The organism is Vibrio sp. 1557, assembly GCF_033340175.1.
Taxonomy (GTDB): Bacteria; Pseudomonadota; Gammaproteobacteria; order Enterobacterales; family Vibrionaceae; genus Vibrio; species Vibrio alginolyticus.
Genome location: NZ_JAWOVZ010000004.1, coordinates 78,729 through 93,861, shown reverse-complemented (window position 1 = coordinate 93,861; position 15,133 = coordinate 78,729). Strand labels below are relative to the sequence as shown.

At 43.1% G+C, this 15,133-nt stretch carries 13 protein-coding genes; 5 read left to right on the top strand and 8 right to left on the bottom strand.

What is annotated here, in order from left to right; genetic code table 11:
- Positions 1-15: 15 nt before the first annotated feature.
- The 4 genes from R7070_RS07585 to topA form a co-directional block, all read right to left on the bottom strand.
- A complete protein-coding gene (locus R7070_RS07585) occupies positions 16-819 on the bottom strand; it encodes an alpha/beta fold hydrolase (protein WP_137281836.1) in 804 nt (267 codons plus the stop codon).
- A 109-nt stretch (positions 820-928) separates the two neighbouring features.
- Positions 929-2,386 (bottom strand): glycogen synthase GlgA, encoded by a 1,458-nt coding sequence (gene glgA, locus R7070_RS07580; RefSeq protein WP_033905051.1) that lies wholly within the window; start codon positions 2,384-2,386, stop codon positions 929-931.
- Positions 2,376-3,593, bottom strand: coding sequence for a glucose-1-phosphate adenylyltransferase (gene glgC, locus R7070_RS07575; RefSeq protein ID WP_017634726.1), 1,218 nt, complete (start codon positions 3,591-3,593; stop codon positions 2,376-2,378). Before glgC ends, glgA begins: the two co-directional genes overlap by 11 nt.
- A 608-nt stretch (positions 3,594-4,201) precedes the next feature.
- Positions 4,202-6,832, bottom strand: coding sequence for a type I DNA topoisomerase (topA, locus tag R7070_RS07570; protein WP_005378351.1), 2,631 nt, complete (start codon positions 6,830-6,832; stop codon positions 4,202-4,204).
- A 433-nt stretch (positions 6,833-7,265) separates the two neighbouring features.
- On the opposite strand from topA, the gene R7070_RS07565 reads away from it, so the two are divergent.
- Positions 7,266-7,514: a YciN family protein gene (locus R7070_RS07565; protein ID WP_005387884.1), complete on the top strand. Its 249-nt coding sequence runs from the start codon at positions 7,266-7,268 to the stop codon at positions 7,512-7,514.
- Between the two features lie 63 nt (positions 7,515-7,577).
- On the opposite strand, the gene aroA is transcribed toward R7070_RS07565, so the two are convergent.
- Positions 7,578-8,858, bottom strand: a complete 1,281-nt coding sequence (gene aroA, locus R7070_RS07560; protein WP_005387883.1) for a 3-phosphoshikimate 1-carboxyvinyltransferase — start codon at positions 8,856-8,858, stop codon at positions 7,578-7,580.
- A gap of 289 nt (positions 8,859-9,147) precedes the next feature.
- Positions 9,148-9,624, bottom strand: a complete 477-nt coding sequence (locus R7070_RS07555; RefSeq protein ID WP_005378348.1) for a glycine zipper 2TM domain-containing protein — start codon at positions 9,622-9,624, stop codon at positions 9,148-9,150.
- A gap of 39 nt (positions 9,625-9,663) precedes the next feature.
- Between R7070_RS07555 and aat the strand changes: the two genes are divergently transcribed.
- The 3 genes from aat to infA all read left to right on the top strand — a co-directional run bounded on the left by aat (position 9,664) and on the right by infA (position 11,369).
- Positions 9,664-10,371, top strand: coding sequence for a leucyl/phenylalanyl-tRNA--protein transferase (gene aat / locus R7070_RS07550; RefSeq protein WP_005387881.1), 708 nt, complete (start codon positions 9,664-9,666; stop codon positions 10,369-10,371).
- Positions 10,368-11,069, top strand: coding sequence for an arginyltransferase (locus tag R7070_RS07545; RefSeq protein WP_005378346.1), 702 nt, complete (start codon positions 10,368-10,370; stop codon positions 11,067-11,069). Before aat ends, R7070_RS07545 begins: the two co-directional genes overlap by 4 nt.
- A gap of 81 nt (positions 11,070-11,150) precedes the next feature.
- On the top strand, positions 11,151-11,369 hold the full coding sequence (gene infA, locus R7070_RS07540; RefSeq protein ID WP_001040192.1) for a translation initiation factor IF-1: 219 nt from the start codon (positions 11,151-11,153) through the stop codon (positions 11,367-11,369).
- A gap of 133 nt (positions 11,370-11,502) precedes the next feature.
- Here the strand turns inward: infA and clpA are convergent, their stop codons facing one another.
- Together clpA and clpS are read right to left on the bottom strand one after the other, a co-directional pair.
- Positions 11,503-13,770: an ATP-dependent Clp protease ATP-binding subunit ClpA gene (gene clpA, locus R7070_RS07535; RefSeq protein WP_005387879.1), complete on the bottom strand. Its 2,268-nt coding sequence runs from the start codon at positions 13,768-13,770 to the stop codon at positions 11,503-11,505.
- A gap of 50 nt (positions 13,771-13,820) precedes the next feature.
- Entirely contained in the window at positions 13,821-14,141 is a 321-nt protein-coding gene (gene clpS / locus R7070_RS07530) for an ATP-dependent Clp protease adapter ClpS (protein WP_005378419.1), read from the bottom strand.
- A 704-nt stretch (positions 14,142-14,845) separates the two neighbouring features.
- On the opposite strand from clpS, the gene cspD reads away from it, so the two are divergent.
- On the top strand, positions 14,846-15,064 hold the full coding sequence (gene cspD / locus R7070_RS07525; RefSeq protein WP_005378407.1) for a cold shock domain-containing protein CspD: 219 nt from the start codon (positions 14,846-14,848) through the stop codon (positions 15,062-15,064).
- The last annotated feature ends 69 nt before the right edge of the window (positions 15,065-15,133 follow it).

Genomic DNA, 15,133 nt, shown 5'->3' with positions numbered 1-15,133 from the left:
TGGATACACTCAGTTTTAAGCACATACAGCTTGCTGTTTAATAAACTCGATGGAGTGTTGATTGAAGTCTTCTGGACGCTCTACATTGCATACATGACCACAATTCGGGATTTCTCGTAGAATGCTGAGCTTATGCGCTGCAACCATTTCTTTGACAGGTTTAATAAACATGTAATCCCTGTCGCCCATTAAGTAAAGAGTCGGAATGGGTAACTCTCGATCTTTAAAATATTTCATTAACGGATTTACATCAGCAGCAAGAATAAACCAACGTTTAAATTCTTTTTGGCAAAGCTTCTTGGCTTCGCGAATAAAAAGGTGGCGAGATTCTCGTTGGCTTCTTTGAGGCATAACAATATAAGCGAACAGTTTGTAGAGCCACATGTACGGTAGGATATGCTTACAAAAATTACCTAATTTCACCAATATCTGAGAACGAGTGTTAAGCCTTGTGACAGCACCGCCGAGCACCATCGAACGTACGCGCTCTGATGACAATTCAGCAAGGTTTCGAACAATAATAGTACCAAGCGACATACCGACAAAATGAGCGGATTGGATCTTTAAATGGTCCAATACTTTCAAAATATCTTGGGTAACTTCCGTAAAGGTATAACGGTTAGCAATGAGCTCTTTAAGTAACTGATTTGACTTTCCATGACCTCTTAAATCGATCAGCAATAAGTTAAAGTGTTGCTTGTAAGCTTTAATTTGCTTGAACCAGATAGAAGAGCTACCACCAGCACCGTGCACAAATACAACCCACTCATTACTAGTAGGGTGCAAATAGGTTTTATGAAAAAGTAGCGGCTGAGTCATATTGAGTATCAAAAAGATCGTGCTATTGAGTAAAAAGCCATCCTACCACACTCCCCTTACTCAAGATAATAAAGGCACCTCATTCGGTGCCTTTCGTTACAATTTTAAGTCAAACTAACGCTGAGTGGTAAAGCTGCAAATAAGATTCTGCGGCCTTTTGCCAACAAAAGTCTTGTTGCATCGCGTGCAACTGTACTTTATTCACTTCAGGCTCGTTTTGAGCGTAGAGCAACAGTGCCCTTAGCATCGTTAACAACAATGCCTGCGGTGTCGGTTCGAAAAAAACAAACCCCGTTGCTTCAGATGGGTTTACATCATAATCGCTAACGCTGTCCTTTAAGCCACCAACACCGCGTACTATCGGTAATGTCCCATAAGCCATACTATAGATTTGGTTTAAGCCACATGGTTCAAACTCAGAAGGCATCAAGAAGAAATCAGAACCAGCTTCAACGATATGCGCAAGTTCATTGTCATACGCTTCTACAAAGGCAAATTTGCTAGAAAACTGCGCGGCAACCTCTCGTAGCTGAGCGGCAAGAATAGGGTCTCCGGTCCCAACGACAACTAGCTGAACATCGTGCTTCAAAAAATCGGCCAAAGCAGGCAACAAGTAATGAACGCCTTTCTGCTGGGTCAATCGACAAACCATACCGAACATAGCCACATTTTTTTCGGGCAAATTTAGTCGTTGTTGTAATGCTTTTTTACAAGCTTTCTTCCCTTGCGACATACTTTGCTGGTCGGCGCAGTAATTAACTGGCAAGTAAGTATCCGTTTCCGGGTTCCAAGCACTGTAATCACAACCGTTCAAAATACCAACTAAGTCCTGCGCGCGTTGCTGAAACTCCCAAGCCATTCCATGACTGCCAAGCTCTGTTTTGAGTTCCTCTGCGTACGTAGGGCTGACCGCGTTTATCTTATCTGCATTCATTACACCAGCTTTGAGCATCGTAATATGCGTTGCACTCACCGCAGCATCGGGAACGTTTCTACAATGAAACTCTGGCAAACACTGCACGTCTTCATAACTAAATACGCCTTTAAAGACCGCATTGTGAATTGAAATGACGCTTTTAGTATGAGCAAAAAACGGATCATTGCCATACCTGTGCTTGAGCAAAAATGGAACAAGACCTGTGTGCCAATCGTTCGCGTGTATGATATTAGGTTGAAAGGCGAGCTTGGGTAACATGTCGAGACATGCTGCACTAAAAAACGCAAAGCGCTCGCCGTTATCAGTATACGCTTGGTTGTTCTCCGCATACATTGATGGTCGATTGAAATACGGCGGACAATCAATCAGGTAAACAGGATTTTGACCTAACATGAGCCGCAAAACTCGATACTCCGTATGCGGCCATGATGTTAATTCTGTTTCTAATACAACTTCTGCGTCTGCGAGTTTATCAATACTACTGTACGCAGGGATGGTAATTCTTACGTCTTGCTGTAGGTTTTGAAGGGCTTCCGGTAGTGCCTTGGCAACATCTGCCAAGCCACCACTTTTAATGAGGCCTTCAACCTCAGAAGCTACAAACAGAATAGATAAGTTGTTAGTAGCCAACTCGAGCTCCTTTCGGAATAACAACAATGCCCTCCTCAGACACGTGGAAGTGTTTTTTATCTTCTTGAAGATTCACACCAATCTGAGTACCAGGAGCAATATCGGCATCCTTGTCGACAATCACACGACGTAAAACACAGCCTTCGCCAATTTTTACGTCACCAAGAAGTATACATTCGCTGATATCGCAAGCAGAAGCAATATTACTGCGAAAACCAAGCACCGACTTTTCGATTCTTGAGCCTCTAACATAGCTGCCATTACACACTAAACTATCGATTATCTGCACACGACCATTATCAGAGTCGGTAAATGTCGCAGGTGGCAATGGTGGGTAGTAGGTGTGCAATGGCCATTTACGGTTGTACAGCGAAAATGGTGCATCTTTTTCTAGCAGATCCATATGCGCTTGCCAGTACGCATCAATAGTTCCGACATCACGCCAGTACACCTCTTCTTTTTCGCCACTGATTTTGTTGGTACTGAAGTCATACACGAACACATCACCTCTAGGGAACATCTTTGGAATGATGTCCTTTCCAAAATCATGTGATGAAGCTTCATTATCCGCATCTTCGACCAACTCTGAGAACAGTACCTGAGCTTCAAAAACATAGTTACCCATTGAAACTAAAGCGTAATCAGGGTCACCAGGAATCGACTTCGGATTTGCTGGTTTTTCTTCAAAGCCAATCATACGACCTTCACTATCCACTTCGATAACCCCAAATTGCGACGCCTCTTTTAGTGGCATGCGCAATGCAGATACCGTCAGAGAAGCCTGCTTTTCTGAGTGGAAGTTCAGCATTTGTTTGATATCCATCTTATAGATATGGTCAGAGCCAAAAATACAAACTTGCTCTGGTTCCTCTAATTCCATAAAACGCAGGTTTTGATAGATCGCGTCCGCCGTCCCTTCGTACCAACGTTTACCAGTACGCATTTGAGCGGGAATAGGATCGATAAAGCGGTCTGTAATGCCGTTGATGTTCCACCCCTTTTTTAAGTGATGGAATAAAGATTGAGATTTAAATTGGGTTAGGACGTAAATGCGCATCAGATCCGCATTAACAAAATTGTTTAGAGCAAAATCGATCAATCGATAACTACCACCAAACGGTACCGAAGGTTTACTGCGAGATTCCGTTAAAGGTCTCAAACGAGAGCCTTCACCGCCAGCAAGAATCATTCCCAAAACACCAGCCATTTGTTGTTCTCCATATCGTTATAGCTTGGATTTGGTACTCGCTTGAATGAGTCATACTCGGGGAGTCAAGCGAATACATTTAGCAACCGTCTCTGAGTTTCTGTGAACTCTTACAACACGGATAAAAAAGCTACGGCACTTCCAGTATGCAACGTCCACTCTTTCCTTATTTTTTGACGCAAACAATGCACACAGTTGCACTAATTTTTGTAATAAATTATCTAAGCGGGTTCTAAATTACAATTTTTAATACGCCATTCTGTGTACCATACAGCTCTTGCGTACTCAAGACGATATCTAGATCACACATGGAAAAGCAAACGATTACATTGTGAAAACAATTTACGAACGGATTCACTACACCGCCGATTTTTTAGCCCAATGTATAACAAATATGTGAATGCAAAATGAAAGTTACAACGAATATTTTTTACATAAAAAATACATCAGCGACTACGAAATATTGATACTGGGATCTTCTCGCGTCAGCAAAACTCAGTCAAAGCAGCAAAGATCTATACGAACAACACAGTGGCCTTTACGCAAAAACAAAACGCAAAAAAGGCAGCGATATCGCTGCCTTTTTACATTACTTAGATCGTACGTTTTTATGCTTTCGCTTTTTTACGCTTATCAGTGACTTCCCACTTACCGTCAACAAAGAGCGCTGTCCAACCAGATGGTTTGCCATTCTCTTCCGAACGAACGTAGTTCTCTTTTGTTTTGCGACTAAAGCGTACAACTGCAGGACGACCATCAGGATCTTCTTGCGGTGCGGTCGCTAGGTATTTGAACTTCTCAGGTAAACGCTCTTCAAAACGTGCCAGTTCAGCAACCAAAGGAGCACGTGTCTCGCGCGATTTCGGGAAGTTGCTTGCCGCCATAAATAGACCTGAAGCACCATCACGAAGTACGAAATACGCATCTGAGTTTTCACATGGCAACTCGGGGAAATGAACAGGATCTTCTTTCGGGGGCGCGACTTCGCCATTCTTCAAGATCTTACGAGTGTTCTTACACGTTTCGCTCGTACAATCCATGTATTTACCAAAGCGACCGTTCTTAAGCACCATATCAGAGCCACATTTGTCACATTCAACAACTGGACCATCGTAGCCTTTTACTTTGAACTCGCCGTATTCAACAAGGTAGCCTTCACAATTCGGGTTATTACCACAAACATGCATCTTACGCTTGTCATCAATCAGGTATGCGTCCATCGCTGTTTCACAGATCGGACAACGCTTTTTAGCGCGCAGAGCTGCGGTTTCAACGTCTTCTTCTAGAACGTTAATAATACCTTCTTCGTCACCCAAGTTGATGGTTGTCTTACAACGCTCTTTTGGTGGTAACGCGTAACCTGAACAGCCTAAGAACACACCTGTCGAAGCAGTACGGATGCCCATTGGACGGCTACACGTCGGACACTCGATATCCGTCATGACGATGTGATTTAACTTCATACCGCCTTCTGACTCATCTAGCTCCGCTTTTTCAAGATCGCCAGTAAAATCAGCAAAGAAGTTGTCTAACACAGCTTTCCAGTTCACTTCACCTTCAGCGATTTGGTCCAATTTCTGTTCCATACGCGCAGTAAAGTCGTAGTTCATCAAATCGTTAAAGCTGTCATCAAGGCGGTCAGTAACAATTTCACCCATTTTTTCAGCGTAGAAACGGCGCTGATCAACTTTCACGTAGCCACGATCTTGAATCGTAGAAATGATCGATGCGTAAGTCGACGGACGACCAATGCCTCGTTTCTCCAGCTCTTTAACCAGTGCTGCTTCAGTGTAGCGCGCAGGTGGCTTTGTAAAGTGCTGTTTAGGGTCAAGTGACTCTAAGCTTAGCTTATCGCCAAGTTGTACCGCTGGAAGGATTGTATCCTCGTTTTTGCCCATTGGACGCTGTACACGAGTCCAGCCGTCAAATTTAAGGATACGGCCTTTCGCTTTAAGCGTGTATTCTGCCGCTTTTACGCTAATGGTTGTTGAATCGTATTCTGCTGGCGTCATTTGACACGCTACAAACTGATTCCAAATCAAAGCGTAAAGTTTGTGCGCATCAGCATCGACACCTTGCAGGTCTTCCGCCTTAACACCCACATTTGAAGGACGGATCGCTTCGTGCGCTTCCTGTGCTCCTTCTTTGCTACCGTACGTCAATGGTTTCGCTGGTAGGTACTTATCACCAAACTCAGAACCAATAAAGTCACGTACAGCGTCCACAGCCTCGGCACTTAGGTTAGTCGAGTCAGTACGCATATAAGTGATGTAACCGGCCTCATAGAGGCGCTGAGCTAGCATCATGGTCTTTTTCACGCCGTAGCCCAGACGTGTACTTGCTGCCTGTTGAAGCGTAGAGGTGATGTAAGGTGCTGAGGGCTTGCTCTTTGTAGGGCGGTCTTCACGCTTACATACTTCGTAACTTGCATTCTCAAGTACAGACATCGCTGCTTTGGTTTCTGCCTCATTAACTGGCTTAAACGCAGAACCGTCTTTCTGAGCAACAAGCAGTTTAAAGTCCGCTTTGTCTTTCGTTTTCGTATTCGCATGAATGTCCCAGAATTCTTCTGGTACAAACGCGTTAATCTCACGCTCGCGCTCAACTAACAGTTTCACCGCAACAGACTGCACGCGACCAGCAGATAAACCACGAGCCACTTTTTTCCAAAGTAAAGGTGAAACCATAAAACCAACGACACGGTCCATGAAGCGACGTGCTTGTTGGGCATTTACACCATCCATGTTCAGCTCGCCAGGTGTCTGGAAAGCTTGTTGGATCGCGTTTTTCGTAATTTCGTTAAAAACTACACGTTTGTATCGCTCTTCATCGCCACCGATGATCTCACGAAGGTGCCATGCGATTGCTTCTCCTTCGCGGTCCAAATCGGTTGCGAGATAAACGCAATCTGCGTCTTTGGCGAGTTTTTGTAGTTCGTTGACAACTTTTTCTTTGCCTGGAAGGATTTGGTAATTCGCTTCCCAGTCATGATATGGGTTAATCCCCATCTTTTTGATCAACGCTTTGCGGTCTTTCTCTTTTTTAACGCGCGCTTTCTCTTCCGGACTCATCCCTTTAGTTGAGATGGCTGCGGCTTTTTTCTCACCAGTGCTTTGACCGGCCGTAGGCAGATCACGCACATGACCAACACTAGACTTAACAATAAAGTCTTTACCAAGGTACTTATTTATCGTCTTTGCCTTGGCTGGTGACTCCACTATAACGAGTGATTTACCCATAACTGACTCTAACGTCCTTCATAATAATGCGGGTAGAAACCTTGTTTAAAGGCCACCCGCATAATGTTCTATTTCATTGCTTCTTTTTTACTATTGTGCGAGATGAAAAGAAGATCAACTGCTTTTTTGAAATTCAGATCCGATTGGTTGACAATTCATCGTCTTTATACTTCAAAGAGACAGGGTTCTGAAAGGTATTGAGCGGCATATCTAAACAGGCAAACTTAGCATCCGCTAATCCAATGCAATAAATTTTGTTACCCATCACAAAATAGTTTGGTTCAATGCTCTGCCATCTTCCTCCGCATCATGCTTATACTCTAAAAATTGATCTGTTTAGTCTTACTGAACGATTGACTGAATTAATCATGCAAACCCATTTTAGTTGTAGGTATACTCAGCGTTCTTAACTGAATAGGATGGTAGAAAGAATATGTCTGATAGAACGTTTATCGAAGAGTTCGACCTTCTTTTGATCGCTAACCAAATCATCCAAGAGCACGATGATTACATCGAGGGGATGCGAGCAACAAGCGTAGAAGAAAAAGAAGGTGTTTTAGTTTTTAAAGGTGAATACTTCCTTGATGACAAAGGTTTACCAACTTCAAATACGACTGCAGTATTCAATATGTTCAAATACTTAGCGCATCACCTTTCTAAGGAATTTACGCTGGTTAAATAGTATTGGGAAACAAAAAAGCCAGAGTGTTATTCACTCTGGCTTTCCTGTTTTAGGTCAGAATGTTTAGCAACTTAAAGCCTTAAGTTTGTCGAAGTAGTCAGGGAACGTTTTCGACGTACACTTTGGATCGTTAATCGTCACAGGCGTATCACTAAGTGCCACCAGCGAAAAACACATCGCCATACGATGATCATCGTAAGTATCAATCGCTGCATGCTTTAACTGAGAAACAGGTTTGACGATGATGTAGTCTTCCCCTTCTTCCACTTCCGCACCAACTTTACGTAACTCAGTCGCCATAGCTGACAAACGGTCTGTTTCTTTTACACGCCAGTTATAAACGTTACGAATAGCGGTAGTGCCTTCGGCAAATAACGCTGTTGTCGCGATGGTCATTGCAGCATCAGGGATATGGTTGTAATCCATATCAATGCCTTTTAATTGACCAACACGTGAAATTACGTAGTCATCACCCCATTCAATTTCTGCACCCATTTTTTCAAGCGCATCAGCAAATTGAATATCACCTTGAATGCTGTTTTTACCGATACCCGTTACTTTAACTTCTCCCCCTTTGATGGCTGCCGCCGCCAAGAAGTAAGAAGCAGAAGACGCGTCACCTTCAACCAAGAAATCACCTGGAGCGATGTATTGCTGACCGGCTGGAATCACAAACTCTTGATAGTCGTTGTTGATCACATCGACCCCAAACTGCTTCATAATATGCAGGGTGATATCGATATAAGGCTTAGAAACCAAATCGCCTTCGATGTTGATGCGAATTTCACCTTCAGCCAATGGCGCAGACATTAAGAAAGCGGTCAAGAACTGACTTGAAATGGACCCATCGATAGAAACTGTACCTGCTTTTAGGCCAGTACCAATTATTTTGAGAGGTGGAAAGTTCTCGTTTTCCATGTACTCAACGTTCGCACCAGCATCTTTCAGTGCCGTGACAAGGTGACCAATTGGACGCTCTTTCATACGAGGTTCGCCCGTCAGTACATACTCCCCTTCTCCAAGACAAAGAGCCGCAGCTAATGGTCGCATCGCAGTGCCAGCATTGCCGAGAAATAACTCTACCGGCTCTGAGACAGAAAACGGACGCCCAAGGCCTTCAACGAGACATTCTGTTTTATCTTCGGAAAGTTGGTATTGAACGCCTAGTTTAGTCAGCGCATTCAGCATATGACGAATATCATCACTGTCGAGGAGATTAGTAAGGCGAGTTCTGCCTTTAGCAAGAGCAGCAAGTAAAAGAGCTCGATTAGAAACGCTTTTAGAGCCAGGAAGGTTCACTTCCCCTTGAATTTTATTGATAGGTTGTAACGTTAGGCTTTCCATTAAAAGTTGATAATCCTTTGTGCCCTCAACATACGATTTTTATGAGGGCTAAACAATTCTTCGTGAATTCAGACTACCCAAAAAAACACGACAAAACCAGAGTAAATCGGCGCTAATTTATGAATATCCTCAAGTAGCCTAAAGATACAGAATTAAAGGCATTGCCAGCGATGTAAATCAGAGCGAAAGAAGCACGGCGAAACAGCAAACTATTTCGACTTTATTTGACTATAAGCCAGCCCGACTGTACATGCCTGATTAGGCTTCGTTAGACTAAAACAACCTAGGGTTAATAAGTGATATCAACCCTGACTCCATCATCAAAATATAAAATACGAACTTCATCCCCTCGACTAAATAACATATTTTTATCAACATCTTGGATGACATTAATTAGCTTATCACCCTTCACTTTGATGAGTAGCTCAACTAACTTATATTCAACCGTGTATTGGTAATTACTTTGGTTTTGAGCAACTGCGGCACCAGCAAGCGCACCCACTGCCGTCGCGACTTCTCTTCCCGTACCGCCACCAAATTGATTACCGACTAAACCACCGATAGTGGCACCAAGTAGTGTCTTCCAACCGTTACTTTTCGATTGAACAACCTCTTGTTGAGTAATATAACGGACAGAGTCAATCTTCCCGTAAACTACTTCATTAACTGGCTTGGCAACATTTCTTTCATAGGCTGCGTTGGCGACAAGTGGTAAAAACAGTATGATCCCAAGCCATACTTTTACGATATTTCTTAACCAGGTCATCATAAACTCCTCTGACTCCAATGTTGGTAACGACTTCTTATGGCTATTTATTTAACTGAACTCGATGAAACGTTCAACTTTCCCTCACCCTATAAAGCACTCAGCGACCCCAATGGTTTGCTGGCTTTTGGTGGTGACTTAAACCCCATGAGAATCCTCAATGGTTACTATCAAGGCATTTTCCCTTGGTATGGTCCTGGTGAACCTATTTTATGGTGGAGCCCTTCTCCGCGCGCCGTGTTTGACCCATTACAGTTTAAGCCATCTAAAAGTCTCAAAAAATTTCAGCGTAAACATAACTATAAAGTAACACTCAATTTCGCGACAGAAGAAGTGATTAGACTATGTTCTTCAACACGCCCTGCAGAGGAAACATGGCTCAACGAGGAAATGCAAGCTTCCTACATTGAGTTAGCCAAACTTGGTCACTGTCACTCTGTAGAAGTATGGCATGACAACAACCTGATTGGCGGACTATATGGCATTTGCGTGGGCCAACTTTTTTGCGGAGAGTCGATGTTTAGTCTAAAAGATAACGCATCCAAAATTGCATTGTGGTACTTATGCAACCATTTGGCGTCAAAGCAAGGTCAATTAATCGATTGCCAAGTTATGAATTCTCACTTGGCATCACTTGGCGCATTTGAACTTGAGCGTGACGAATTTATGCAAAAACTACTATCTTTAAGAGAAAAGCAAACACTATTTGATGCCTATCAGCCCCAAGTTTTGCAGGATTCAGTATGAGTACGGATATACAACATATTCGAATAGGGTTGACGAATAATCACCCTTGTAGTTATTTGCCTGAACGGCAAGAGCGGGTTGCGGTGGCGCTTGATGAAAGGCTGCATACTGAAGAAAATTACCAGTTGCTCATGGCTAACGGTTTTCGTCGTAGCGGAGATACCATATATAAACCGCATTGCGAGCATTGCACCGCTTGCCAGCCAATTCGAGTCTCGATTCCAGACGTTAGACTATCAAAAAGTCAGAAGAGGCTGCTTAATAAAGCACAGTCTTTACGCTGGGAAATGAAACCTGAAATGGATGAGGAATGGTTTGAGCTTTACAGTCGGTACATCTGCAAACGGCATAAAAACGGCACTATGTACCCACCAAAGCGTGATGAGTTTGCTCGATTTGCTCAAACCAGCTGGCTGACAACGTCGTTTTTACACATTTACGATGAATCAGATCAATTGCTCGCCATTGCAGTGACAGATTTGATGCCACAATGCTCGAGTGCTTTTTATACTTTCTTTGACCCTGACTACGAGTTATCTCTTGGGACATTAGCGGTGCTTTATCAAATTAAATACTGCCAAGAAAACAAACAACAGTGGCTATATTTGGGATATCAGATTGATGAGTGCCCAGCAATGAGCTACAAAACACGCTTTCAACGCCACCAAAGGCTAGTAAATCAGCGTTGGCGAGGGTAGAATACGCCTCAACTTTACATAATTACTATTTAGCGGCAGAATATAGCCCGCTAATATTGCCTAATTTCTAAAGAGGATTAAATGGCTAAAGAAGACGTAATCGAGATGCAAGGCACAGTCCTTGACACTCTACCAAACACTATGTTCCGTGTTGAACTTGAAAACGGTCACGTTGTGACTGCTCACATCTCTGGCAAGATGCGTAAGAACTACATCCGTATCCTAACGGGTGACAAAGTAACTGTAGAGATGACTCCATACGACCTGTCAAAAGGCCGCATCGTCTTCCGCGCTCGTTAATCTCTGATTTTCGGATGCAATAAAAAACGGAGCAAGCTGCTCCGTTTTTTATTGCACAATTTTTTCCGATTTAGTTCAGATAACAAAGCGCACGATCTTCTCGTGCGCTTTTGCGTTTGTTACCGACTAACGATTAATGCATCGCTGTCTCTTTCTCACTTAAGTATTCAAACTCAAGCGTATCGTTGACCAGCGTTACTTTCACTGTACCGCCGTCAACTAAAGATCCAAACAACAGTTCGTTAGCCAAAGGCTTCTTAAGCTGTTCTTGGATAACACGCCCCATTGGGCGAGCCCCCATAGCTTTGTCATAACCTTTATGTGCTAACCAATGGCGAGCGTCTTGAGATACTTCCATTGAAACGCCTCTCGCATCAAGTTGCACTTGCAGTTCAACAATGAACTTATCAACCACTTGATGGATAACGCTTTCATCAAGGCTGTTAAACCAGATGATGTTATCAAGACGGTTACGGAACTCAGGAGTAAACACCTTCTTAATTTCCGCCATTGCATCGTGACTGTTGTCTTGTTGAATCAAGCCAATTGATTTCTTCTCGGTTTCCGCCACACCTGCGTTAGTTGTCATAACAAGAATGACATTTCGGAAGTCTGCTTTGCGACCATTGTTGTCCGTTAGCGTACCGTTATCCATGACTTGCAACAACAGGTTAAAGATATCAGGGTGCGCTTTTTCAATCTCATCAAGTAATACGACTGAGTGTGGGTGCTTAATAACAGCATCGGTTAGCAAACCACCTTGGTCATAACCGACATAACCAGGAGGCGCACCAATTAAGCGACTTACGGAGTGACGCTCACCATACTCAGACATATCAAAACGAAGTAGCTCGATACCTAGAAGCTTAGATAACTGCACCGTCACCTCTGTTTTACCAACCCCTGTTGGGCCTGCAAACAAGAATGAACCAACAGGTTTGTTGTCTACACCTAAACCTGCACGTGTCAGCTTGATCGCCTCGGATAATGCATCAATCGCATTATCTTGACCGAATACCAACATCTTCATTTTGCTATCTAAGTTTTTCAAAATGTCTTTATCTGAAGAAGAAACCGACTTCTCTGGAATTCGCGCCATTTTGGCAACCATTGATTCGATATCAGCCACTCCGACCGTTTTTTTACGACGGCTTGCAGGAGCAAGACGACTACGAGCACCAGCTTCATCAATGACATCAATGGCCTTATCTGGTAGATGGCGTTCATTAATGTATTTAGCCGACAGTTCTACGGCGGCACGCAGTGCTTTATTGGTATAACGTACTTCATGGTGAGCTTCGTACTTCGGCTTCAAGCCCATCAAGATTTTAGTTGTATCATCCAATGAGGGCTCTACAACGTCTATCTTTTGGAAGCGGCGAGACAACGCACGCTCTTTCTCGAAAATGTTGCTGTATTCTTGGTATGTCGTCGAACCAATACAACGCAACTTACCGCTACTTAAAAGAGGCTTAATAAGATTTGCTGCATCGACTTGACCACCAGATGCCGCGCCTGCACCGATGATGGTATGTATTTCATCGATGAACAAAATGGCATCTTCTTCTTTTTCAAGTTGTTTCAAAATCGCCTTGAAGCGCTTTTCAAAATCACCGCGATATTTGGTACCAGCGAGCAAAGAACCAATATCTAGTGAATAAATCACGCTGTTTTGAATAACCTCAGGGACCTGCCCTTCGACAATTCGCCATGCAAGACCTTCCGCAATGGCTGTTTTACCAACCCCTGCCTCACCCACTAGTAGTGGATTATTCTTGCGGCGTCGACAAAGTACCTGAATAGTGCGCTCTAACTCTTTATCACGTCCAATGAGTGGGTCGATGTTTCCATCTTTAGCGACTTGATTAAGATTCGTCGCAAAGCTTTCTAGGCGTTCTTCAGAATTAGGCTCTTCAACACTTTCTGAGCTAAACGAGTCTGATGATGAATCCTCACCTGCACCTGATGCTTTAGTAATACCGTGGGAGATGAAGTTAACAATATCTAATCGGGAGATGTCATTTTTCTTCAGTAAGTAAGCGGCATGCGACTCTTGTTCACTGAAGATAGCAACAAGCACGTTGGCGCCTGTTACTTCATTACGACCAGACGACTGTACATGAAAGACGGCGCGTTGTAGTACACGTTGAAAACTCAAAGTCGGCTGCGTTTCACGCGTCTCATCACTATCTGGGATAAGAGGCGTAGTTTGATCGATGAAAATATCGAGTTCGTTGCGTAAAGCGTCAAGATCCGCCTTACAAGCTAGAAGGGCTTCCTTAGCTGCATCATTTTCCAACAATGCAAGTAGGAGGTGTTCGACAGTCATAAACTCGTGGCGTTTATCTCGCGCCCGAGCAAATGCACCGTTAAGGCTTGACTCTAGTTCTTTATTTAGCATAAGTACCTCCCGAAAAAACAACTGGGGTTGTTCGAGCAAGTCTTCTTTGTTTACGCTTGCTCCATAGTGCAAAGTAGCGGATGTTCATTTTCCCTTGCGTACATCGTAACTTGCGCTACTTTTGTTTCGGCAATTTCTGCGCTGTATGTGCCGCAGATTGCCTTTCCTTCATAGTGGACCTGAAGCATGATTTGAGTTGCTTTATCAATATCATGTGAGAAAAATCGCTCAAGCACCTCTATGACGAAATCCATAGGTGTATAGTCATCATTATTGAGTACGACATTGTACAGCTTAGGTGGCTGGACTTTCGTACTTTCTCGCTCCAGAAGATCAGAGTCCGGAGTGACCCATTCAAAATTTTTACTCATGGCAATCTAAAGATATCGTATCAAAGGGTTGATGTTTTCGACCTATAAAAACAATCTACCACAAGCGTGCAGCGCGGTGTAGTGAGTTATGGCACCGAATTCGATCTTTGATCGATAAAAGTTGCTACCTAATATAGAGACTAATGCACGTCTTGATACGGCGCAAATAAAAGATGCTTGTCGATAAGTTACACATTTTTTCTTATAAAAGAACTTTCTATTTATTGCTTTCGGACTATTGCAAACCACCCCATCATCTTCTATCTGGATCACACTTCCTCATTGAGAATACGGTAATTATCACGAGAACTTCATTTTTTATTCAGTTAGAGGATTCTTCTCCCATAAGCAACACGGACAGTATGGCTTTTTCAGTATGAGCCACTTCATAGGCAAATTGACTAAACTTCTGCGTATATACGAAAAACTGTTTGCAAATTTGTTAATCTCAAAAGTGATTTGTTTTCAATTATGTTTCTGTTTGTTGCTCACTGCTATTGACTGTCGAAATTCATTGACTACAGTGGAAAGTGTCGATGCATAAATCATCATTTTGAAACTTCTCTTCTTTAAGTGGTTTGATGAATGTGACTTATCATTGATTTGACGTTTGTTGGCATTCGCTGACAATGGTAGTACCAAGTTAAAGGTATAACTTGGTTGCAGTAACAACATCAGTAAAAAATGCATGAGGGATGTAAAGCATGGCTACAGGTACAGTAAAGTGGTTTAACAATGCCAAAGGATTTGGGTTTATTTGTTCAGATGAAGAAGAGGGAGATATCTTTGCCCACTACTCAACTATCCAGATGGACGGTTATCGTACACTGAAAGCAGGCCAACAAGTCTCTTACGAGATTGAAAAAGGTCCCAAAGGCTGTCACGCGAGTAGCGTCGTGCCTCTTGAAGGCCAAGCCAAATAATTAGAGCGCTGTCGAAATATAAAAATATTGCTCTCGAAACGCCAAGTTGATGTTTTGAAGAGAAAAATA